This window comes from Actinoplanes awajinensis subsp. mycoplanecinus, from assembly GCF_001509495.1.
GTDB classification, from domain to species: Bacteria; Actinomycetota; Actinomycetes; order Mycobacteriales; family Micromonosporaceae; genus Actinoplanes; species Actinoplanes palleronii.
Genome location: NZ_LLZH01000342.1, coordinates 129,775 through 151,622, shown reverse-complemented (window position 1 = coordinate 151,622; position 21,848 = coordinate 129,775). Strand labels below are relative to the sequence as shown.

Annotated in this window: 20 protein-coding genes; 10 read left to right on the top strand and 10 right to left on the bottom strand. The window is 70.5% G+C overall.

Going from position 1 to position 21,848, the window contains the following annotated elements; all coding sequences use genetic code 11:
• Nucleotides 1-48: 48 nt before the first annotated feature.
• Together ADL15_RS48905 and ADL15_RS48900 are read left to right on the top strand one after the other, a co-directional pair.
• Nucleotides 49-1,035, top strand: a complete 987-nt coding sequence (locus ADL15_RS48905; protein WP_232345096.1) for an anti-sigma factor RsbA family regulatory protein — start codon at nt 49-51, stop codon at nt 1,033-1,035.
• Between the two features lie 404 nt (nt 1,036-1,439).
• Complete coding sequence (locus tag ADL15_RS48900; protein WP_067707665.1) at nt 1,440-2,624, top strand: zinc-dependent alcohol dehydrogenase; 1,185 nt, start codon at nt 1,440-1,442, stop codon at nt 2,622-2,624.
• A 49-nt stretch (nt 2,625-2,673) separates the two neighbouring features.
• Here the strand turns inward: ADL15_RS48900 and ADL15_RS48895 are convergent, their stop codons facing one another.
• Nucleotides 2,674-3,057 carry a hypothetical protein gene (locus ADL15_RS48895; RefSeq protein ID WP_232345095.1) on the bottom strand — a complete coding sequence of 128 codons (384 nt, stop codon included), beginning with the start codon at nt 3,055-3,057 and terminating at the stop codon, nt 2,674-2,676.
• A gap of 300 nt (nt 3,058-3,357) precedes the next feature.
• Here ADL15_RS48895 and ADL15_RS48890 point away from each other — a divergent pair, with 300 nt between their 5' ends.
• A complete protein-coding gene (locus ADL15_RS48890) occupies nt 3,358-5,646 on the top strand; it encodes a putative bifunctional diguanylate cyclase/phosphodiesterase (protein WP_198171345.1) in 2,289 nt (762 codons plus the stop codon).
• Between the two features lie 188 nt (nt 5,647-5,834).
• Here the strand turns inward: ADL15_RS48890 and ADL15_RS48885 are convergent, their stop codons facing one another.
• Nucleotides 5,835-6,674 (bottom strand): LysR family transcriptional regulator, encoded by an 840-nt coding sequence (locus ADL15_RS48885; RefSeq protein WP_067707663.1) that lies wholly within the window; start codon nt 6,672-6,674, stop codon nt 5,835-5,837.
• A gap of 90 nt (nt 6,675-6,764) precedes the next feature.
• Between ADL15_RS48885 and ADL15_RS48880 the strand changes: the two genes are divergently transcribed.
• A complete protein-coding gene (locus ADL15_RS48880) occupies nt 6,765-7,487 on the top strand; it encodes an SDR family oxidoreductase (protein ID WP_067707764.1) in 723 nt (240 codons plus the stop codon).
• 91 nt (nt 7,488-7,578) lie between these two features.
• Nucleotides 7,579-8,067 (top strand): hypothetical protein, encoded by a 489-nt coding sequence (locus ADL15_RS48875; protein WP_067707661.1) that lies wholly within the window; start codon nt 7,579-7,581, stop codon nt 8,065-8,067.
• A gap of 330 nt (nt 8,068-8,397) precedes the next feature.
• Here the strand turns inward: ADL15_RS48875 and ADL15_RS48870 are convergent, their stop codons facing one another.
• From ADL15_RS48870 to ADL15_RS48860, 3 genes are all read right to left on the bottom strand, one after another.
• Entirely contained in the window at nt 8,398-9,204 is an 807-nt protein-coding gene (locus tag ADL15_RS48870; protein ID WP_232345094.1) for an MBL fold metallo-hydrolase, read from the bottom strand.
• A 257-nt stretch (nt 9,205-9,461) separates the two neighbouring features.
• A complete protein-coding gene (locus ADL15_RS48865; protein WP_067707658.1) occupies nt 9,462-11,921 on the bottom strand; it encodes an ABC transporter permease in 2,460 nt (819 codons plus the stop codon).
• Between the two features lie 11 nt (nt 11,922-11,932).
• On the bottom strand, nt 11,933-12,673 hold the full coding sequence (locus ADL15_RS48860) for an ABC transporter ATP-binding protein (protein WP_067707656.1): 741 nt from the start codon (nt 12,671-12,673) through the stop codon (nt 11,933-11,935).
• Nucleotides 12,674-12,751: 78 nt separating this feature from the next.
• Here ADL15_RS48860 and ADL15_RS48855 point away from each other — a divergent pair, with 78 nt between their 5' ends.
• Both ADL15_RS48855 and ADL15_RS48850 read left to right on the top strand, forming a co-directional pair.
• Nucleotides 12,752-14,044 (top strand): sensor histidine kinase, encoded by a 1,293-nt coding sequence (locus ADL15_RS48855; protein ID WP_232345093.1) that lies wholly within the window; start codon nt 12,752-12,754, stop codon nt 14,042-14,044.
• Between the two features lie 67 nt (nt 14,045-14,111).
• Nucleotides 14,112-14,774 carry a response regulator gene (locus tag ADL15_RS48850; RefSeq protein ID WP_067707762.1) on the top strand — a complete coding sequence of 221 codons (663 nt, stop codon included), beginning with the start codon at nt 14,112-14,114 and terminating at the stop codon, nt 14,772-14,774.
• Between the two features lie 119 nt (nt 14,775-14,893).
• Here the strand turns inward: ADL15_RS48850 and ADL15_RS48845 are convergent, their stop codons facing one another.
• The 3 genes from ADL15_RS48845 to ADL15_RS48835 all read right to left on the bottom strand — a co-directional run bounded on the left by ADL15_RS48845 (nt 14,894) and on the right by ADL15_RS48835 (nt 17,025).
• Nucleotides 14,894-15,271 (bottom strand): hypothetical protein, encoded by a 378-nt coding sequence (locus tag ADL15_RS48845; protein ID WP_067707650.1) that lies wholly within the window; start codon nt 15,269-15,271, stop codon nt 14,894-14,896.
• A complete protein-coding gene (locus ADL15_RS48840; protein WP_067707648.1) occupies nt 15,268-15,678 on the bottom strand; it encodes a PNPOx family protein in 411 nt (136 codons plus the stop codon). The genes ADL15_RS48845 and ADL15_RS48840 overlap by 4 nt, the downstream gene beginning before the upstream one ends.
• A 312-nt stretch (nt 15,679-15,990) precedes the next feature.
• The gene (locus ADL15_RS48835) at nt 15,991-17,025 is read right to left on the bottom strand and encodes an alpha/beta fold hydrolase (RefSeq protein ID WP_067707647.1); all 1,035 of its coding nucleotides are present in this window, start codon (nt 17,023-17,025) and stop codon (nt 15,991-15,993) included.
• Between the two features lie 139 nt (nt 17,026-17,164).
• On the opposite strand from ADL15_RS48835, the gene ADL15_RS48830 reads away from it, so the two are divergent.
• Nucleotides 17,165-18,052: an RNA polymerase sigma-70 factor gene (locus ADL15_RS48830; RefSeq protein ID WP_067707642.1), complete on the top strand. Its 888-nt coding sequence runs from the start codon at nt 17,165-17,167 to the stop codon at nt 18,050-18,052.
• Between the two features lie 402 nt (nt 18,053-18,454).
• A complete protein-coding gene (locus tag ADL15_RS48825) occupies nt 18,455-19,075 on the top strand; it encodes a hypothetical protein (RefSeq protein WP_157442085.1) in 621 nt (206 codons plus the stop codon).
• Between the two features lie 93 nt (nt 19,076-19,168).
• Here ADL15_RS48825 and ctaD read toward each other — a convergent pair whose 3' ends face one another.
• Complete coding sequence (ctaD, locus tag ADL15_RS48820; protein WP_067707634.1) at nt 19,169-20,941, bottom strand: aa3-type cytochrome oxidase subunit I; 1,773 nt, start codon at nt 20,939-20,941, stop codon at nt 19,169-19,171.
• 113 nt (nt 20,942-21,054) lie between these two features.
• Here ctaD and ADL15_RS54840 point away from each other — a divergent pair, with 113 nt between their 5' ends.
• Entirely contained in the window at nt 21,055-21,312 is a 258-nt protein-coding gene (locus ADL15_RS54840) for a DUF3040 domain-containing protein (protein ID WP_067707632.1), read from the top strand.
• A 325-nt stretch (nt 21,313-21,637) separates the two neighbouring features.
• Here ADL15_RS54840 and ADL15_RS48810 read toward each other — a convergent pair whose 3' ends face one another.
• Nucleotides 21,638-21,823: a hypothetical protein gene (locus ADL15_RS48810; protein ID WP_067707630.1), complete on the bottom strand. Its 186-nt coding sequence runs from the start codon at nt 21,821-21,823 to the stop codon at nt 21,638-21,640.
• Nucleotides 21,824-21,848 lie beyond the last annotated feature (25 nt).

Here is a 21,848-nt window from a genome sequence, read left to right as displayed (position 1 = left end):
CACGATCGGGCATCGGCGCGGTAACCGGCAGGGGATACCCTTGCTGCGGTGAAAGGGGACGTGATGGTCGACACGACCCTTGAGGGCCTGAGTGCGGTCGGTGACACGACGACCGGCTTCGACCATCCCGGTCTGCTGTACCACGATCGTGACGACTACCTCGGCGGCGCCCGCGCGTTCGCCCGCGCCGCGGTGGCGGCCGGCGGGCCGGTGCTGGTCGCCGTGCCCGGGTCGAACCTGGCCGCGCTGCGGGACGCACTGAGCGATCTCGGCGACGCGGTCCACTACGCCGACATGGCGGTGGCCGGCCGCAACCCCGGCCGGATTATCCCCGGGGTGCTGCTCGCGTTTGCGGCCGCGCACCCCGGACGACGGGTTTCGATCATCGGCGAGCCGGTCTGGCCGGGTCGCACCGCGATGGAGTACCCCGCCTGCGGCCAGCACGAGGCACTGATCAACGCGGTGTTCGCCGGCCGGGACGCCGCGATCCTCTGCCCGTACGACGCCGCCCTGCTCGACCAGGACCGGATCGACGACGTGTGGCGCACCCACCCGTGGATGATCGGCGCCGACGGCCGACGGCCCAGCCCCTGGTTCGCCGGCGCGTTCGCCGCCGCCGACCGGTTCAACCGGCCGCTCCCGCCGGTGCCGTCCGCCGCGGCGACCCTGCCCTACGTGGTGATCGCCGAGTTGTCCCGGGTCCGCGCGTTCACGGCGGGGCAGGCGCGGTCCGCGGGGCTCACCGTGGACCAGACCGAGGATCTGATCGTCGCGGTCAACGAGCTGGCCGAGAACACCATCCGGCACACCCCGGCCGGCGGCACGGTGTCGTTCTGGACCGAGCCGGGCCACCTGGTCTGCCAGGTCGACGACGCCGGCCACCTGGTCAACCCGTTGGCCGGCCGGATCCCGCCGGCCGTCACCAGCGAGGGCGGGCGCGGTCTGCTCCTGGTCAACCAGCTGTGCGACCTGGTCCGCATCCACACCCGCCCGACGGGCACCACCATCCGCATGCACATGACCCTCACCCCCTGAAATTCCTTTTGTGTACGCACACCGAGCCCTCGCCTCGCCGGCGCCCAGCCGGCGGACCGCGAGCGCGGCCGGTCCCGCGGCGACGCCGTGCCGCGGTTCCGGGATCGGCTGGTGCTCAGGGGTGTCTCGCGGGGGTTGAGGCACCCCTGAGCACCAGCCGGGCGGGCCGTGGGCGCGGCTGGGCCTTGGGTGGGGTGGGTGTCGCGTGGGGTGACCGGGACCGCCCACGGGCGTCGCCCCGGAGGGCTTCGCGTTCTGGACGCGTAGCGGCCAGCGAAGCCCGGAGGGGTCCCGGCGGGAGCGGCGGTCTGTACCCCAGCGGACGCACGACATCGATCTTCTGAATTTGATCTTGATTTTCGGGGTGGGGGAGTAAACGCGGTCCGGCGGGGCATCCGGGCGGTATGCGAGCGCTGACATGGCAAGGCACCGGCAAGGTCTCCGTCGAGACCGTGGCAGACCCGAAGATTCAGGAACCGACCGATGCGATCGTGCGGATCACGTCGACCGCGATCTGCGGGTCCGATCTGCACCTCTACGACGTGCTCGGGATGTACCTCGACAAGGGTGACGTGCTCGGGCACGAGCCGATGGGGATCGTCGAGGAGGTCGGGCCGGAGGTCACGCACATCAAGGCCGGCGACCGGGTGGTGGTGCCGTTCAACATCTCCTGCGGGCACTGCTGGATGTGCACGCGCGGCTTCTTCGCGCAGTGTGAGACGACCCAGGTGACCGCGGAGGGCAAGGGTGCGTCGCTGTTCGGCTACACCAAGCTCTACGGCCAGGTGCCCGGCGGGCAGGCCGAATACCTGCGGGTACCGCAGGCGCAGTTCGGGCCGATCAAGGTGCCGGACGGGCATCCGGACGAGCGCTACCTGTTCCTCTCCGACGTGCTGACCACGTCGTGGCAGGCGGCGAAATATGCGGACATCTCCCGGGGCGACACCGTGCTGGTCACCGGGCTCGGGCCGATCGGGCAGATGTCCGCCCGGATCGCGTTGCACCTCGGCGCGGGTCGGGTGATCGCGGTCGACAACGTGCCGGAGCGGCTCGCCATGGCGCAGCGGCACGGCATCGAGGTGCTCAACACGGACAGCATCGACGACATCCCGGCGGCCGTGCTGCAGCTGACCCAGGGGCGCGGCGCGGACAGTGTGATCGAGGCGGTCGGCATGGAGGCGCACGGGTCGCCGCTGCAGGCCGCGGCCATGAAAGCGGCCGGGATGCTGCCCGACGCGCTGGCCCGTAAGGCCACCGAGGCGATCGGCATCGACCGGATGGCCGCGCTGACCACCGCGTTCGCCTCGGTCCGCCGGGCCGGCACCGTCTCGATCATCGGGGTGTACGGCGGGAACGCCGACCCGATGCCGATGATGGACCTCTTCGACAAGGGTGTGACGCTCCGGATGGGGCAGGCGCACGTGAAGCGCTGGGTGGACGACATCATGCCGCTGCTCACCGGCGATGCCGACCCGCTCGGCGTGGACGACCTGGTCACCCATCGGATCCCGTTGGAGGACGCGCCGCGCGGGTACGACATCTTCAAGCAGAAGCAGGACGGCTGCATCAAGGTCGTCCTGAAACCCTGAGCCGGCGGGTCCCCTCGGCGGCCCCTTCAGCGGTCCTTGGCCGGGTCCTTCAGCGGGTCCGTAGGTAGATGAAGGCGATCACGACCAGGACGATCGCGGCGATGTTGAAGGCGTGGACGGTCTTGAAGCCGGCCGACTTCTGCTGGCCGGCCGGGCCGAGCGAGCCCTTGGCGAAGGTGACCGACGGGGCCATGTACTCCATCGAGACGCCCTGCTCGGCGATGACCAGGTCGACCGAGGCGCGGCCGGCGCGGCGGGGGAAGACGTAGGGGACCCAGACCTCGACGCGGTGCGGGCCGGGCGGGACGTCGAACAGGTACTGGCCCCAGTCCGGGACCTGGTGATCGATGCCGTCGATCACCAGCTTGGGCTTGGTGACGTTGTAGAGGAAGGCACCGGCGGGGTGCCGCAGGTCGATTGCCAGACCGGCCATCGGGTCGCTCACAGGTCTCGGTGGGGAGAGGTGTGAGCACTCTAGACGAGCGCCGGCGGTGCGGAAAAGACCGGCCGTTCGGATAGGGCGAGCCGTCCGGGCGACCCTGGCGGGAGATCCACGCCGATATGATCAACGGGTATCGTGGCCGAGCTCGGCGCCCGTGCCGCCACGTCGATCCACGCCTGCGGGAAAGGTGCTCCGACGGTGACGGCCCGAAGCCCGGCGACGAACATGAGGTCCGCAAGCTACTCGGACGCTAACGTTCAATCCCGCCGCTCGTGGGCCGATGGGGTCGCTGTGACCGATCCGCCCGTGGTGCCGCCCTGGCGGCTGACCAGGACCCTCGCCGTCGCCGGCGGGCTGGTGCTGGTCGGCGCACTGTGGTTCTGTGTCGGTCTGACGCACCGCACCCCGCCGGTGTTCGGCTGGCTGCTGCTGGCGGTCGCGGTGCCGGTCGCCACGGCCACCTCCTGGCGGGCCGCGGCCGAGGGCCGGACCATGTGGCGGTACGTGTCCGCCGGCATCCTGCTGATCGGCGTGGCCGCCGTGAGCAACGCGTACGACTACTTCGTCGGCAAGCTCGAGGGCCAGCACATCAGCGGCCGGACCGCCGGGATCTACATCGCCGGCCTGCTCGCCATGCTGGTCGGCCTGATGCGCATCCCGGGCGCCCGCCGCTCGCGGATCGAGTGGCTGCGGTTCGGCCTGGACATCGCCACCGTGATCGTCACCGTGCTGACCTTCTGCTGGCACCTGGTCTACCCGCGCTGGCACAGCTGGCTCAGCGACAGCGTGGCCGGCGCGATCACCATTCTGATCGTGGTGGCGGCCGGTTTCATCTGCGTCTTCGCGTTCATCAAGGTTGCCTTCACCGGCACCGGGCTGATCGACCGGCGGGCGCTGCACCTGCTGGCGCTGACCGGGGCGGTCGGCGCGGGCGGCGGGTCGCTGGCGCCGCTGATCGCCGACAAGCCGTATCTCAACACCGCGCACGTGCTGCTGCCGACCACCAGCATGTTCCTGTGCTTCGCCGCGGACCGGCAGCTGCGGGCCACCCGCGCCGGTCGGCCGGTGCCGCGCCCGATCACCCGGCGGCTGAGCGTGATGCCGTACGCGGCGGTGCTGGCCACCGGTGGGCTGCTGCTGTTCAGCGCGATGACGCACACCGCCGACCTGGTCGCCATCGCGGCCGCCTCGGTGATCGTGACGGTGCTCGTCGCCGGGCGGCAGATGGTCGCGCTGCGGGACAACAAGCTGCTGCTCGACGACCTGGACGCGCGTCAGCAGGAGCTGGCCCACCAGGCGGCGCACGATGTGCTGACCGGGCTGCCGAACCGTGCCGTGCTGGTCCGGGAGATCACCGCGGCGCTGGCGGCCGGCCCGGCCGGGGTCAGCGTGGCGTTGATCGACCTCGACGACTTCAAGTCGATCAACGATGATCTCGGGCACGCCGTCGGCGACGCGCTGCTGATCTCGGTGGCCGACCGGATCGCGGCCCAGCTGCCCGCCGACGCGACGGTGGCCCGGCTCGGCGGCGACGAGTACGCGCTGCTGCTGCGCGACGGTGACCACGTCGCGATCCTGGACGCGATCGCCGCCCGGCTGCGCCTCCCGGTCCGGGCGGCCGGTCACGAGCTGGTGGTCGAGGCGAGTTTCGGGCTGGCGCCGGCCCGCCCCGGCGACACCGCCGACGAGCTGCTGCGCCGCGCCGACGTGGCGATGTACGAGGCGAAGGGGCAGGGCAAGGGCCGGCAGGTGGCGTACACCGCGGCGATGGACCAGCGCACCGCGGAGCAGTCCCGGCTCGCCGCCGACCTGCGGATCGCGCTCGACACCGAGCAGCTGTACCTGCTCTACCAGCCGATCGTCGCGATACCGAGCGGCGAGCTCTACGGGGTGGAGGCGCTGGTCCGCTGGACGCATCCGGAACGGGGCCCGGTCGGGCCGGCCGTGTTCATCCCGGCCGCCGAACGTACCGGCCTGATCGTGCCGCTGGGCGCGTGGATCCTGCAGGAGGCGTGCGAGCAGGCGGTCCGGTGGCTCGAGGAGCTGGGCGACGCCGCTCCGCGGACGGTGACCGTGAACGTGTCCGCCCGGCAGCTGCGCGAGGCCGGGTTCGCCGGGGAGGTGGAGGCGGTGCTGAGGCGTACCGGGCTGCCGGCGTACGTGCTGACCGTGGAGGTGACCGAGACCGCGGTGTTCGACGGCGGGACGGCGCTGACCGAGCTGCACGCGATCGCCGCGCTGGGTGTCAACATCGCGCTCGACGACTTCGGCACCGGGCACTCGTCGCTCGGGCTGCTGCGGACCTGCCCGGCCGACATCCTCAAGGTCGACAAGTCGTTCGTCGACGACATCACCGAGGGCGGGCAGAACGCGGTGGTGGTGGCGGCGCTGATCGGGATCTGCGACGGGCTGCAGCTGCGGGCGGTGGCCGAGGGTGTGGAGACCGCGGAGCAGGCGGCGGAGCTGGTGCGGCTGGGGTATCGGTATGCGCAGGGGTATCACTACGCGCGACCGCTGCCGGCCGGGCAGGTGGCGGCGTATCGGCCGCCGGATGCGGCGGTGCGGCTCACCGCCGCGTAGGGATTCTGCGGCCGTTGTTGCGGCCGCTCTTTCTTGTTGCTCTTTCTTGCGCCTGGCTTGTGTTGCTCTTTCTTGCGCCTGGCTTGTGTTGCTCTTTCTTGCGCCTGGCTTGTGTTGCTCTTTCTTGCGCCTGCCTTGCGCTGCTCCTTCCTGCGGCTGTCTCGCGCTGCTCTTTCCTGTGGCTGTTCTTACAGGCGGGTGGCGGTGCGGACCAGGGCGGCCAGGGCTCGGGAGCGGCTGTGCGGGGGCCAGGCGATCACCGTGGTCACCCGGGGTGCGTCCAGGACCGGCACCGCGACTAGGCCCTCGTGCAGCTGGGTGCGGCACGACTCCGGGGCGACCATGCACGCCCGGCCGAGCGAGACCAGTTGCAGCACCTGAGTGTGGGTGGTGACCTGCGGCCCGGCACCGTCCGGGTAGGTGCCGTCGCGCCGGGGCCAGCGCGGCATCGGCAGGCCGGGCAGGTCGGCGAGGTCGGCCATCAGCAGGTGCGGGCACCCGGTCAGCGGGTGCCCGGCCGGCAGGATCGCCACCTGATCCTCGGTGCCCAGGTCCTCGCTGTCGAACCCGGCCGTCGAGTCGAACGGCAGGTGCAGCAGCGCCACGTCGGCCTGGCCCTCGCGGAGCATGCGCTCCTGCTCGGCGACCCCGCTGAGGATCACGTCGACGGTGATCGCGTCCGGCTCCACCGCGTACGCGTCAAGCAGCTTGGCCAGCAACTCGCTGGACGCCCCGGCCTTCGCGACCAGCACCAACGTCGGGGTTCCGGTTGCGGCGCGGACCGTGCGCCGCTCTGCGGCAGCGACCGCGTCGAGCACCGCGCGGGCCTCCTGGAGCAGCACCGACCCGGCGTCGGTCAGCGTCGCACCGCGACTCGTGCGCTCCAGCAGCGGCACGCCGAGCCGCCGCTCCAGCTGGCTGATCGCCCGGGACAGCGGCGGCTGGGCGATCCCGAGGCGCTGGGCGGCCCGGCCGAAGTGCAGTTCCTCGGCGACGGCGATGAAATAGCGCAGCTCACGCGTCTCCATGGCGGCAACGCTACCGCCGATACCCGCAAGGTATCGAGCCCCACCTGATCGGTGTTGGCCGCCGTGCCGTCCGACGACAGGATCAAAGACATGAGTGTACGAACAATCGCGCTGGTCACCGGCGCCAACAAGGGAATCGGCTACGAGATCGCGGCGGGCCTCGGCGCGCTCGGCTGGAGCATCGGCGTCGGCGCTCGGGACGCGGAGCGTGGCGAGGTCGCGGTGGCGAAACTGCGCGCGGCCGGGGTGGACGCGTTCGCCGTGCCGCTGGACGTCACGAGCCCCTCGTCGGTGACCGCCGCCGCGGAACTGCTCGCGGCCCGGGGTGGCCTGGACGTGCTGGTCAACAACGCCGGCATCACCGGCGGCGGCCCGCAGGAGCCGACCCTGGTCGACCCGGAGATCATCCGCACGGTCGTGGAGACGAACGTCCTGGGCGTCATCCGGGTCACGAACGCGCTGCTCCCGCTGCTGCGCCGCTCGCCGTCCCCGCGGATCGTGAACATGTCCAGCAGCGTCGGCTCGCTGACCCGGCAGAGCGCGCCGGGCGCCGAGACCGGCCCGATCGCGGCCGCCTACTCGCCGTCGAAGACGTTCCTGAACGCGATCACGGTGCAGTACGCGAAGGAACTCCGCGACACGAACATCCTGATCAACGCGTCCTGCCCGGGGTACTGCGCGACCGATCTGAACGGGTTCCGCGGCCATCGGACCGCGGAACAGGGCGCGGTCGCCGCGATCCGCCTCGCGACGCTGCCGGACGGGGGACCGAGCGGCGGCTTCTTCGACGAGGAGGGCGAGGTGCCCTGGTAGTTGCGGCTGGGCTCGGGGTCCGGCGCCTCTCGGTCCTCGTGCTCGCTTGCCACGTGTTGTGGTCGTGCGTCGCGGTCGGTGGTTCCGGGCCGTGGCGTTCGCGGCTGCGGTGCCGTTCGTGGCCGGTGCGTGGGCCCGCCAGGTCCGGGCGACGACGGCGATCCTGGCGGTGCTCGCGTTCCCGAGCGTCGCGGTTTATCTCGGCTGGCTTTATGTCCGGTGGCGGTTCGTCGGCACCGCCTTCGGCGGGCCGTCCCACCCGGGACCGGCGGAGGCGGTGGACCTGGCCCGCGGTGCGGTTACGGTGCTCTCGGCCCTAGGTCATTGCCTGATGTACGTGGTGATCGGCGTCGCCGTGGGAGTGCGGCGGCGGAGCGCGCTGCCCGCCTATCTCCTGCCGGTGGTGGTTCTGGTCGCACTGGTGGCGGTAGGGGTGCCACAGTCGGCCCTGGTGGTGAACCTGTTCCTGACCGCGGTGGCGGTGACCGCGATCCGCGCCCCGCTGAGCCGCCGGGAGTGGGCGGGGCTGACCGCCCTGGCGGCGGGCCAGGTGGTGATGACCTTGACCTGGAGCCCATGATCCAGGCAGGTCTCGCCCCGTTCGGTCTCTTGCTTTCGTCTTCTTGCTTCGTTGTGCGCCGCTTCGCTATCACACTGTGTAGTTGTGTCCGCACCTTAAGTCTCGTCTGTTCGTCTGCCTGTCTCGGTCCTCCCTTCCGCTTGGTCTGGCCTGGTTCCTCTGCGCTCGGACGTTGTCCGCCGTCGGTCGGTGTCGCGGTCAGACGTGTGTGGTCAGCGGCCCTCCGTTGTAGGTGACCGCGTCGCTGAACGCCGCGATCAGATCCAGTTCCGTGCCGTGGTGATCGGCGTAGTAGCGGTGCAGGTTGAGCACGACCCGTTCGGCGTTCGCTTAGCTTGCGAACTCGCCCAGGTCCACCGCGCGGGCGGCGTCCAGCGCGGACCGGCCCCGCGCGATCCCGTCCGCCCCGGCCTGCAGGACCAGGCGGCAGTAGCGGCGGTGCTCGTCCAGCACCCGGCCGATGTCGTCACCGGTCAGGACCGGGCCGTGCCCGGGGACCAACACCTCCGGACCGAACCCGGCCAGCCAGTCGATCGCGGCCAGCGCACCCGGCACGGACCCCATGAAGACCAGCGGGGTCAGCCCGGAGAAGACCAGGTCGCCGGTGAACAGCACCCGCTCGTGCGGCACCCAGGCAATCAGATCCCCGGTGGTGTGCGCCGGTCCGCCCGGATGCCGCAGCTCCACCCGCCGGTCGCCCAGATGCACGGTGAGCGCGTCATCGACCGTCACATCCGGCAGCCGCCGTTCGACGTCACCCCAGTCCGGCACCGGACTCCAGAACGGCGGGCACCCGTCGATGATCGGATCGACACGCAGCCCCTCCCGCATCTTCTCCTGCCCGATCAGCACCGTCGTGCCCGGCAGCAGACTGTTCCCATACGTATGGTCACCGTGCTGATGAGTGTTGACCGCGAGCTTCGGCATCATCCCGGTGGCCTCGCCCAGCGCCTCCAGGAAGCGCCGCGCTCGCGTGGCCGTCGCACACGTGTCGATCACGAGCTGAGCCGTGCCGATGGTGACCGCGCCGGCGTTGTTCAGCCACCACGATCCGTCCGGCTGCACCCAGGCGTGAACCCCGGGCCGCACCTCGACCAACTCTGCCTGTCCCTTCGCGAATACCGTCATATCGCTCATCCCCGTGAGGTTAGTGCCGGCCGCTGCCGGCTTCTGGCACCCCACCGACAGCTTCTCTCGCCGGTGGTTCGTCTTCTGTGACACCCAGCCATCGCTTCCCGGCCGGGTTTCCGAGTCCTCCTTTTTCTCGGTGGTCGCTCCTTGGCGGCGTCTGGTCGACGACTTCCGCTGGTGGCCGGCCTCAGTGGAACCCGCCATCTCTTGCCGTTGGCCGGGCCTCCTGCGGTGCGGCGCCCTGTTTACTTGCCGGCGGTTGGTCACAGGTCCGCCTCCGGTAGCCGGAGTGCGCCGGCCCGCAGCATGCGCCGGGTGGGGAGGGCACTCGCTGCCAGCGCGAGCAGCAGGCACAGCCCGACCACCAGACCGATGACCGGCCACGGCACCACCAGCGGGACCGCGGCGCCGACCTGCTCGCTCAGCCCGGCGCGGATCGCGAGCAGCGCGCCGAGGGCGACCAGCCCGCCGAGCAGCGTCCCGATCAGAACCACCAGCGTCGACTCCGCCGCGACGTAGCCGGAGACCTGCCGCCGAGTCGCCCCGGCCAGCCGGACCGTCCGCAGGTCGGACGCACGTCCCTGAGCCGCCATCAACAGCGTGTTGGCTACCGCGATCGCCCCATAACCCGCCGACACTCCGATCAGCATCAGCGTGAACAGCCAGACCAGACGATCCTCGGCGCTGTCGGCCTCGGCGGCCCATATCGCCACGTCGACCACTCGCGCTCCTGCACTGGCCGGTGCTGCATCGGCCGCTCCGGCATCGGTCGGTGCTGCGCCGGCCGTTCCGGCACTGGCCGGTCCTGCATCGGCGAGACCATTCACCGGGTGGCCATCGGTCAGGTGGACCGCTGAGGTCAACGCGGACGGGTCGTGCAGGCGGACCGTCGCATCGGACAGCAGGAGATCGGCACGGATCGAGCCGTCGGCGACCACACCGACCACTCGCAGCGCGATCAGCCGCCCATCCGCGAAGGTCAGCGGATACGTCGCACCCACCCCGGTGTGCGCCGACTCCGTGACCACCACGGCGTCCGGCCCGCGGAGACCGTCCAGCGCACCGGCGGTCAGCCGTGCGCCCTGATCAGCCTGGCCGAAGGTGGCCGGGTCGATACCGAGTCCGCTCAACGCTCGAAGGTCCGGGGTGAACACCGTCGTCGGCAGGATCGCGGCGCCGGCCACAGTGGCCACCGCGGCATCCGACAGGCCCGGGGTGTCGTCCGGCACCAGTACCCGCCCACCGGTGACGTCCGCAGCGCGGCCCGCCGCGTACGCCGCGGTCGAGGTCCGCACCATGCCGGCGACGAGCACGGCGAACGCCACGGTCAGCAGCACCGGGGCGGCGGTGGAAGCGGTACGCCGGGTGGCCGTCCGTGCGCCCTGCCGCACCAGCAGGCCGATCGCTCCGCCGCCACGCCGCAGCGGGAGACGCCACAGAGCCACGATCGGCGGGATCACCGCTGGTGCGAGCACCGCCATCCCGGTGACCAGAGCCATCGCACTGAGCAGCGCGTCCGTCGCTCCATCCTGCGGATCCGCCGAGCCGGCCGTTGCGATCGCGAGCACCACACCGGCCGCGATCAGCGTTCCGCCGGTGATCCAGCGTGTCCGGCCCATCCGGCGTTGCTCGACGGCGGCCTCACGCAACGCCTCCAGCGGGCGGACCCGAGCCGCCCGGCGGGCCGCCGACCAGGCCCCCGCCAGGGCGACCAGCGGCCCCAGCAGGAGACCGGCCAGCAGTGGCAACGGGCTGTACCGCACCTCATACGTCGCCGGCTCGAACCCGGCGTCGATGAGGACCCGTCCGAGGGCCGGGGCCACGGCCGCGCCCGTCACGACGCCGAGGACCGCCCCGGCACTGCCGACCAGCAGCGCCTCGCCGTAGACCATCCGGCGTACCTGCCGTGACGTCGCGCCGATTGCCCGGATCAGGCCCAACTCGCGCCGGCGCTGAGTCACGGTGAACGCGAATGTCGACGCGACGACGAACACCGTGACGAACCCGGCGAGCGCGGAGACCCCGGTGAGGACCTGCATGCCGATCCAGCGCGTGCGAGCATCGCCCCGTGGCTCCAGCGCGCCTCGCTCGGCACCCGTCAGAACCGTCCCGCCGGCGCCGACCAGTTCGCGAGCATCGGTATCCACCGCGGCCGTGTCCGCGCCCGGTTCGAGGACCAGACCGATCGCCGTCACTCCGGGCGCCAGCCGCCCGGCCACCTCGTCAGCCACCAGAAGTCCCGGCCGGTCAGACAACCCGGTCACCGTGTACGGCGTCGGGCCGGCCGCCGTCAGCAGCGTCACCGGGTCTCCGGGCCGGAATCCCAGTGCTCGGTCCACCACGACCTCACCCGGCCGCCGCGGTGGCTCGCCGGACACCAGGTGCATGCCGCCGAGCCGGACCGAGGCCCAGCCATATCCCTCGGTCGTGGAGCCGGAGGCCCGCCCGCCGATGATGACCTGACCGTAGAAGTGTCGATCCACGACCGCGGCATCGACGCCGGGGAGACCGGCGAGTCGCCCGCTCCACTCCTGGGCCTTCGCCTGGGACCAGGGGATCGTGGGTGGGAACGGGTCGGCGGGACTGTTGCTCGCCGGGGGCTGGACGACGACCGCCGCGCCGGCCAACCGGTCGGGAATCTTCGGCCTGCCCGCGACGAGCAGCAACAGGGCGACCGTGACCAGTGTTATGCCGATCATGACGGCGACCAGCGCTCCGGTCATGCGGCGCAGCCTCAGCACGGCTTTACCACCTGGTGAGTGGTGCGGGCCGCGATCGCTTCCGCGGTCAGCGGCACCCGGGCGTCGTCGGTGATCCGGCCGTCGGCGAGGAACACGATCCGGTCGGCACGGGCGGCGGCGACCGGATCGTGGGTCACCATCACCACCGTCTGCCGATGCTCGTCGACCAGCGCCCGCAGCAGGTCGAGGATGCTCCGGGAGGTCACGCTGTCCAGCGCTCCGGTCGGCTCGTCGGCGAACACCACCGCGGGCCGGCTGATCAGCGCGCGGGCGAGCGCCACCCGCTGCTGCTCGCCGCCGGAGAGCTCGCTCGGACGGTGCCGGCGGCGGCCGGCCAGCCCGACGGCGGTCAGCGCGGCGGCGACATCCGCGGCCGGCGGGCGTCGCCCGGCCAGCCGGGCCGGCAATGCCACGTTCTCCTCGGCGGTCAGCGACGACACGAGGTTGAACGCCTGGAACACGAACCCGATCCGGTCGCGCCGCAGTCGCGTGACGTCGTCCTCGGTCAGCCCGTCGAGCACGACTCCGTCGATCGTGATCGAACCGGTGACCGGGCGATCGAGCCCGGCCGCACAATGCAGCAGAGTCGACTTGCCCGACCCGGACGGCCCCATCACCGCCGAGAAGGTGCCACGCTCGAACGTCACCGAGACGCCGTCGAGCGCGACCAGCTGCCGGTCGCCGGTGCCGTAGGTGGCCCGGACATCTCTCAGCACAACCGTCTGCGTCGTCATGCCGAGAACGATGCCGGGCCGGGCCGGGGCAGCACATCGGACCGGGATGGACACTTCACGTTCGACCCACAGTGGTACGTGGCGCCGGGAACGGCCGGTTCGTCATCCCTGGGGATGACGGCTCCCAGGCCGACGCGCCCATCGATCCCACCGATTACCGTTCTGCGCATGGACGCGACCCAGCTGATCAGGCGCCTCCGCCCGACCGAGCTCTTCGCGCTCGACACGGTCACGGCGGGGGTCGTCACGCTGATCTGCTTGCTGGCCGCGGCCGAGACACCGAAGGACGGACTGCCGGCGGAGCCGGGCTGGGCCTCATTGCTCACCGCTCTGCTGATCGGGCTTCCGATCGCGGTCCGCCGGCGCTGGCCCTACCTGGTCGCGATCACAGTCACCGTCGCTTCCTCGATCGCCCTGGGGCTCGAAGTCATCCCCGCCTTCGCGGCACCCGGCCCGGCCTGCGCACTGGTCCTGGCCTTCTACACCTTCGGCGCCGCAGCCCGCGATCGCCGGGCCTTCGTGATCGAGGCGGCCTGCTCATTCCTGCTGAGCCTCAGCCTGGTCGGTCCGATGCTCCTCGCCGGGCACGAGGATCCCGGGCCGGACGCGCCGTCGATGTTCATGTCGGTGCTCTTCGGGGGCTTGGTCGTCGCGCCGCCCGCCATCCTCGGGTTCGCGATCGGCGAGCGGCGCGCGCAGAACGCGCAGCGCAGCGAGCAGGTGCGACGGGAGGCTGCGATCCAGGAACGACTCCGGCTGGCCCGCGAGCTGCACGACATCATCGCCCACACGATGACGCTCATCGTGGTGAAGGCCTCGATCGGCAATCATGTGGCCGAGCGGGATCCGGCCGAGGCCCGCGACGCGCTTCAGGTCATCGAGAAGACCGGCCGGGCCGCGATGCTCGAGGTGCACAAGATGCTGGACACGCTGCGGGACGACACCCCTTATGCGCCCATGCCCGGCCTCGACGACCTGCCGGCGCTCGTGGCGATGGCGTCGTCGAGTGGTGCCCGTGTGACGCTCACTGTCGATCGTCCGGAAGGTCCCGCGAACGCGTGGATGCCGGAGTCGGTCCAGCTGGCGGTGTACCGGATCGTGCAGGAGTCGGTGACCAATGTGGTCAAGCACGCTGCGCCCGCCCAATGCCAGGTCACCGTGGTGGTCGGCGTCACCACCGTGCAGATCGAGGTGATCGACGACGGGACGCGCCCGCCCGGCGCGACGAGGACCGGGCACGGTCTCATCGGGATGCGCGAGAGAGTGGCATTGCACGGGGGGACTTTCAGAGCCGGGCCACGTGACGGTGGTGGTTTCTCCGTGACCGCGTTGCTGCCGGTCGATGGCCCGCCATCAGGAGGCGACGTATGACCGGTGCGAGACGCACGACGGGCTGGCCGGTTCCCCGGATCGATTCGGCGACGGGTGGTGTGGTGGCGTGATCCGGGTGCTGATCGCGGATGACCAGGCGTTGCTGCGTGGCAGTTTCCACGTGCTGGTCGACAGCAGCGACGACTGCCGCACCGTGGGAGAGGCCGGGACGGGCGCCGAGGCAGTCCGCCTGGCGGGCGAGTCCAAGCCTGATGTCGTGTTGATGGACATTCGGATGCCGGAGCTGGACGGGATCGAGGCCACCCGCCAGATCTGCGGCGATCCGGCGCTGGCCGAGGTGCGCGTGCTGATCTTGAGCACGTTCGGCCTCGATGAGTATGTGTATGCCTCGCTCCGGGCGGGCGCGAGCGGCTTCCTCGTCAAGGACACCCCGCCAGCCGAACTGTTGAGAGGGATCCGGGTCGTCGCGGGTGGGGAGGCGTTGCTGTCCCCATCGGTGACTCAGCGGCTGATCGCGGAGTTCGCGCGACGGCCCCAGCCGGAACGGCCGATCCCGCGCCGGCTGGACGGCGTGACCGACCGTGAGCGTGAGGTTCTCACGCTTGTGGGCCGCGGCATGTCGAATTCCGAGATCGCTGACCACCTCGCGCTGAGCCTGGCCACCGTGAAGACCCACGTGGGCCGAATCCTCGCGAAACTCGACGTCCGCGACCGAGCCCAGTTGGTGATCGTCGCCTACGAGACGGGGTTGGTCACCGTGGGCACGTGACCGGCACCGACACCGGCACCGGCCGGCACCGGCACCGGCCGGCACCGCGACCTGCCGCACCGATAGCGCCGCCGGGCCGTAAGGCGACGAGCACAGATCGGGAACGGCGAGCGCTCGGTTCAAGACCCGGCGTCGGGATGCCATCGAGACTGCTCGGTATGAGCGAGATCGCTTTCACCCCAGCGCTGGCACCTGTCCGCTTCTACGATCCCGTGGTCGCTCTCACCCGTCACCTCCGCCGACGGAAACCGAGCCGTGAGGTCCGGGCGCCGAGCCGTGAGGTCCAAGGACCGTGCCGCGACCTCGGGGGACCGGCCCGCGAGGTCCAGAGACGGGAGCGGGAGGTCCAGGGACCACAACGCGATGTCCGGCGGCGAGACCGCGACGTCCAGGGGCCGGGAGGCGATGACGATCTGGAACGCGGCGTGGCAATCGAGCCCGCCGTCACCCATCGGGCCGTGATACGCCGCGTACCCGTCGCCGATGGTGAAGGTCACCTCACGATGGTGCCAACCCGATGCAGTACGAGCCAGGCGTCCGCCGGGAACAGTTTCCGGGCGATCGTCCAGGCGAAGCGCGAGTAGTATGGCCGGGCGGCCACCGCGTCGACGATCCGGGGCCCGTCGAACCGGTGCTCGACGCCCTTCCAGCGGATCGTGCACCCGCCCGCGGTGACGACGTTGCGAACCCAGTTCGTGTGCGCGCCCCACGGCAGGTTGATGACAAAACCGTCCGGGGTAGGTGTGACCGCGACCGGCACGGACAATGCCCGGCCGGAGACGCGGCCGCGATGGTGCACCACCGCCCACGCCGGGAACCAGCGCCGCCCGGCCAGGACCCGGACGGCAGGCGCGGTGGCCCGGGCGAAACGCCAGGAGGTGTTAGCGGGAACCGAGGTCGTCATACCTCGATCCTGCGCGCCGGGCAGCCGCGAGCGCGTCCCGGCGATCCACCACCCGGCATAACGGAAACCCGCCATGCCGAAGCCATGCGGGACTCCATGCGGAAACCGACGAAAGCCATGCCGGGCGTCACGTGGAAACCGGCGAAAGCCCTGCCGGGCGTTACGTGGAAACCGGCGAAAGCCCTGCCGGACGCCACGCGGAAACCGGCGAAAGTCACGCCGGATAACACGCGGAAACCGACGAAAGCCACGCTGGACGGCACGCTGGAAGCCGGCGGAGGCCACGCGGGAAGCCACGACGACACACCCGGATCACCCCCGCGATCGCCGTATCGCATAAGCCACCGCATCGGTCCGCCCCCGCGCGCCGATCTTCCGATACAGATTGGCCAGATGCCGTTCGACCGTGTGCACCGCGATCCCCAGCCGCCGGGCGATCTCCAGATTGGCGTCCCCGGCCGCCAGCAACGCGAGCACCTCGCGCTCCCGTGGCGTCAGAACATCCGCGACGACCGCCGGCCGGCCCACGACCCCGCCACCTACGAACCCGGTGACCAGCCGCAGATCAGCCGCGGCATCCTCGATGAACAGGGTCGGTGTCGATCCGGGCAACTCCACCAGCCGCGCGTCCGGCAACCGCTCGGCCAGCCGCCGGAAGACCTCCACCGGAATCTGCTGATCCCCTTGCCGGTGCAGGACCAGGGCCGGCGCCCGGACCAGGCCGACCTCGTCGCTCACGTCGATCCGTTCCGCGGCGCCGAACCACGCCTTGGCCACCGGCGCCGTCGTCGCGGTCCGGAACGCCTCGGCCACCCACCGCCCGGACGGTGCCGCGTCCCAGCCCAGCCAGGCTGTCGCGGCGGCGTCGGCGAACAACCCCCAGTCCTGCTCCACCAGGGACAACAACGCCTGGGTCTGCGCCGGGCGCATCGCCTCGCGCAGCCGCGGCGCCCCGCCGAACAGGACCATCCGGTCCACCCGGCCGGGCGATCGCGCGGCGAAAGCGATCGCGGTCGTGACCGAGTGGTAGTACCCGAGCAGGGACGCCCGGGCGATGCCCGCGGCGTCCAGGACGGCGTGCAGGTCCCGCAGGTGCGCGTCGACACCGAGGTCGCCGAGGTCGATCCGCCGATCGGAAGTGCCCATGCCCCGGCCGTCGTAGAGGACCACGGTCAGGTGGCGGGCCAGTTCGAGGTACGCCGATCGCAGCGCCGGGATCCGCCACTGCGCGAGAATGTTGCTCAGCGACGGCATCCACACCAGCACCGGCCCGTTCCCGAAGATCTGATAACCGATCGTCACGTCGTCGTCGGTCCGCGCGAAATGCACCTCGGGAAGGCTCTGCACCCGCCCATCATCCGCTCCGGGCGCGGCTCACGTCGTACCGGAAAATGGGTTTGGTCTGTGACCGTCGCCTCGGAAGGCTGCGCGAAACGGCACTATCGGCACACGATGAGCGGTCGGACAAAGCGGATGGGGGCCAGCGGTGACGGAGTCGACGGCGCGGACCGCGGACGATCTGGAGGAGGCCGCGCGGATCTTCACCGGGGTGCGGCCGCGGCTGTTCGGGATCGCCTACCGGATGCTGAGCAGCGCCGGCGAGGCCGAGGACCTGGTGCAGGACGTGTGGCTGCGCTGGCAGGGGTATGACCGGAGCACTGTCACGAACCCGGCCGCGTTCCTGGCGACCACCACTACCCGGATGGCGATCAACGTGTTGCAGTCCGCGCGGGTGCGGCGCGAGACGTACATCGGCCCGTGGCTGCCCGAACCCGTCGACACCAGCGCGGATCCCTACCTCGGTGCGGAGCGGGGCGAGGCTCTGGAGTTCGCGGCGCTGCTGCTGATGGAGCGGCTGACCCCCAGCGAACGCGCCGCGTATGTGCTCCGGGAGGCGTTCGATTATCCGTACGGTCAGATCGCCGAGATCCTGCAGTCGACCGAACCCGCGGTCCGTCAGCTGGTCAGTCGCGCCCGCAAACATGTCGCGGGGGAGCGGCGCACGCCGGTCGCGCCGCAGGCGCAGAAGGACCTGCTCGCCCGGTTCATCGTCGCGGCCCGGACCGGTGACATGACCGCTTTGGAACGGCTCTTCGCGGCCGACGTGGCGAGTGTCTCGGACGGCAACGGCGCGGTCCGGGTCGCGCGTCGCCCGGTGGTCGGCGCGGAGCGGGTGGCGAAGTTCTTCACCGCGCTGTCCGGCTGGTACTGGGTGGATGTCGAGGTCAGCTGGGTGACGGCGAACGGCGGGCCCGCAGCGGTGCTGCGCCGCAACGGTGTCCTGGAGGGCGTGATCACGATGGTGGTCTCGGCGGACGGCATCGAGCGGATCCTCTGGATCGTCACCCCGGAGAAGATCGCCGCCTTCGCCTGACCGATCCGGATCACGCCTTCCGGCGTCGCGCCCGCGGCCCGTCGAAGCGATTCGACGGGTCGTGCCCTGCCGGGTGCGACAACCGGTGTATGGTGCCGCGCGGACATTGATGAACATCTAAGGCAATGAGGAGTACGGGTGGGCTCGGGCGCGGCGGATCGGGAGCGGGAGGCCGGAGACGGCGCGGAGTATGCGGACGATCGCGCGGCCGCGTTGCGCCGGATCTTCCCGGCTCGGCAGTCAGGCGTGATCGGGGTGCCGGCTGCCGTCCCGGCGAGTCCGGTCGTCACTCCGAGGTCAGGCACCCCGAGGTCGGGCGCTCTGAATCCAGGCACCTCGAAGCCAGGCGCCTCGAAGTCGGACGCCCCGAAACGGCGCCGCGGCCGAGGGCTGATCGTCACCGTGGGAGTGTTCGCGCTGCTCGCCGGTGGTGCGCTGTTTGCTGTTCGTTTGCTGAGCGCCGGCGCGCCCGCCGTTTCCGCCCCGCTCGCGGAGAGCTTCCCGGTGGTGCTCCCGCCCTCGCCCGCCGCGTCATCGGAAGGCCCTGCTCCGGCCGGGGAGAACGCCGGCACGATGCCCTCGCGCCGGTCCGCGGCGACCGCACTCCCGGCCTCCGCGGCCTCCGGTCCAGCCACCGCCCCGTCGAAGGCCGGGCCGATCACCGCCTACGCCGCCTGTTCGACCAGCACCGCGGTGAGATTCACGGCGACCTTCAGCGTCACCTACGCATACCGGCACGTCTTCATCGACACCGACGCGAACGGTGCCACCGGCTACCGGGTTCCGGACATCATCGGCAGCCTCGGCGCCGAGTACATGATCGAGAACGATCTGCTCTACCGCTCCACCGGTGCGACCTGGTCGTGGGCGGAGGTGGCCGGGGTCAAGCCGCTGCTCTCGCACTCCGGCGGGACGTATCGCTGGCGGGTCAAGCCGTCGTATGGGGGCGTGCGGGTGCTGTTCAACGGGACTGATGGCAACGAGGAGGTCTCGACGCCGATCCTGCCCGTCACCATCTGTTGACAAGCAGGTCGGGCGGCAACGACCACCGGCCTTCAGCAAAAAGGACCTGCCCACCGCCAGGAGGCGAGTGGGCAGGTCCTCTCATCGTACGATCTAGCGCTTTTTCTTCTTGCGGTCCCGATCCGAAGCGATGTCCTCGGAATAGCTCGCCCCTCCGTCGGACTCCCTGGTCAGCGGCCGCGCGCCGCCCTCCGGCGGCCCGGCCAGCGACTGCTCGCCAGCGGCGAGATGCGGGAACTTCAGGTCGAAAGCGGGCCGCTCGGACCGGATCCGCGGCATCGTGTCGAAGTTCCGCAGCGGCGGCGGGCTGCTGGTCGCCCATTCCAGCGAGTTGCCATAACCCCACGGGTCATCAGCGGTGGTGACCTTGCCGAACTTGTACGTGCGCCACACGTTGTAGAGGAACGGCAGCGTGGCCAGGCCCAGGATGAACGAGCCGATGGTGGAGATCGTGTTCAGCGTGGTGAAGCCGTCGCTGGGCAGGTAGTCGGCGTAGCGCCGCGGCATGCCCTGGGTGCCGACCCAGTGCTGGACCAGGAACGTGGTGTGGAAACCGATGAACGTCAGCCAGAAGTGGATCTTGCCGAGGCGTTCGTCGAGCATCCGGCCGAACATCTTCGGGAACCAGAAGTAGATGCCCGCGAAGACCGCGAACACGATCGTCCCGAACAGCACGTAGTGGAAGTGCGCCACCACGAAGTACGAGTCGGAGACGTGGAAGTCCATCGGCGGCGAGGCGAGCACGATGCCGGACAGGCCACCGAACAGGAACGTGACCAGGAAGCCGACCGCCCACACCATCGGCGTCTCGAAGCTGATCTGGCCGCGCCACATGGTGCCGATCCAGGTGAAGAACTTCATGCCGGTCGGCACGCCGATCATGAAGGTGAGGAAGCTGAAGAACGGCAGCAGCACCTGACCGGTCGCGTACATGTGGTGTGCCCACACGCTCATCGACAGCGCCGCGATGCCGAGCGTCGCGGCGACCAGACCCTTGTACCCGAAGAGCGGTTTGCGGCTGAACACCGGGATGACCTCGGTGATGATGCCGAAGAACGGCAACGCGATGATGTAGACCTCGGGATGGCCGAAGAACCAGAACAGGTGCTGCCACAGCATCGGCCCGCCGGTGTTCACGTCGAAGACGTGCGCGCCGAGCACCCGGTCGGCAGCCAGAGCGAAGAGCGCGGCCGCCAGGAACGGGAAGACCATGATCGCCAGCAGCGCGGTGACCAGCATGTTCCAGCACATGATCGGCATTCGGAACATGGTCATGCCGGGAGCGCGCAGGGTCAGGATCGTGGTGATCAGGTTGACCGAGCCGAGGATCGTGCCGAGACCACCGATGGCCAGCCCGACCACCCAGCAGTTCCCGCCGATGCCCGGCGAGTGCAGCGAGTCGCTCAGCGGCGTGTAGGCGAACCAGCCGAAGTCGGCCGCGCCGCCCGGGGTGAGGAAGCCGCTCATCGCGATGATCGTGCCGAACAGGTAGAGCCAGTAGGCGAACGCGTTCAGCCGGGGGAACGCCACGTCCGGCGCGCCGATCTGGATCGGGACGACGAAGTTGCCGAACGCGAACACGATCGGCGTTGCGAAGAACAGCAGCATGGCCGTGCCGTGCATGGTGAACAGCTGGTTGAACTGCTCCGGCGACAGCATCTGCATGCCGGGTCGGGCCAACTCGGCGCGCATCAGCAGCGCCATGATCCCGCCGACCATGTAGAAGACGATCGAAGTGATCAGGTACATGATCCCGATCTGCTTCGCATCGGTGGTTCGCAGGGTCCGGGCGAATGCGGAACCCCTCACCTGTCGGCGTACCGGATGTGGCCGAACGGGTGTCGGCCTCGGGGCGACGGTGGTCATCCAAGCTCCTCGGCTGCGCATACGGAGAACTACTGCTCACCCTCTGTTATAGGCTTCTAACGCTTCAATTCGTGCCAGATCGGCTATTCCTCTTTTGTCGGTCAGGGGGATGCATGCTGGAAGAGCAGGACAGCCGCGTGCTCGCGGACATCGAGCGTCGCCTGTGCTCCACCGACCCGGCCTTCGCGCGTCGTATGCGCTCCGGCACTGGTGGCCGCGCGTTTCCGGCCGTCTCGGTGGTCTGTGTGCTGGCATTCCTCGCCCTGCCGTTCGTCGGTCTGTTCCTGGGGCCGCGCGGCGCGCTGCTCGTGCTGGACGCCGCCGCGATCCTGGTGATGGTGATCCTCGCGGTCCGGTTCACCCGAAGGTGACGGTCACGTGCTCCCGTCGGTCTGGCGCAAGATCGCTGCGGTCCGGCGCCGCTTGAAGATCAAATTCATGATGTCGTGCGTCCGCTGGTGTACAGATCGTCGCTCCCGCCGGGACCCCTCCGGGCTTCGCTGGCCGCTGGCGCGTCCATGACGCGAAGCCCTCCGGGGCGACGTCCGTGGGCGGTCGCGGTAGAAACCCCCGATCCTCTCGCTGGCTGGTTCTTCCCCGCCGGGCTCCCCTGATCACCCGGGTCCGGGTCGGGGCCGCGGGTCGCTCGGCTCGGGCCCGGGGTCCGCGTTGGGTCCGGGGTGCGAGGTGTCCGGATTAGATCGTGCCTCGTGCCTCCTCGCTGTCGGGCTGGCTGGGGCCGGGCTGGGTGGCGCGGGAGCCGGTGCCGAACAGGCTCTCCCGGAAGGCCAGAGCGAGACACGCCAGGGTGATAGTGCCGGTGATCGTCTGCCACCACACGCCGTCGATGGCGGCCGAGACCGTGTAGACGGCGAGCCACAAGAGGACAGCGAACCGCGCCGCCCGC

Coding starts and splice junctions, on each gene's coding strand:
- ADL15_RS48900 (WP_067707665.1), top strand. CDS start 1,440: ATGCGAGCGCTGACATGGCAAGGCACCGGCAAGGTCTCCGTCGAGACC.
- ADL15_RS48885 (WP_067707663.1), bottom strand. CDS start 6,674: ATGGAGACGCGTGAGCTGCGCTATTTCATCGCCGTCGCCGAGGAACTG.
- ADL15_RS48870 (WP_232345094.1), bottom strand. CDS start 9,204: ATGAGCGATATGACGGTATTCGCGAAGGGACAGGCAGAGTTGGTCGAG.
- ADL15_RS48865 (WP_067707658.1), bottom strand. CDS start 11,921: ATGACCGGAGCGCTGGTCGCCGTCATGATCGGCATAACACTGGTCACG.
- ADL15_RS54840 (WP_067707632.1), top strand. CDS start 21,055: ATGCTGGAAGAGCAGGACAGCCGCGTGCTCGCGGACATCGAGCGTCGC.
- ctaD (WP_067707634.1), bottom strand. CDS start 20,941: ATGACCACCGTCGCCCCGAGGCCGACACCCGTTCGGCCACATCCGGTA.
- ADL15_RS48895 (WP_232345095.1), bottom strand. CDS start 3,057: ATGGCCGGTCTGGCAATCGACCTGCGGCACCCCGCCGGTGCCTTCCTC.
- ADL15_RS48880 (WP_067707764.1), top strand. CDS start 6,765: ATGAGTGTACGAACAATCGCGCTGGTCACCGGCGCCAACAAGGGAATC.
- ADL15_RS48860 (WP_067707656.1), bottom strand. CDS start 12,673: ATGACGACGCAGACGGTTGTGCTGAGAGATGTCCGGGCCACCTACGGC.
- ADL15_RS48840 (WP_067707648.1), bottom strand. CDS start 15,678: ATGACGACCTCGGTTCCCGCTAACACCTCCTGGCGTTTCGCCCGGGCC.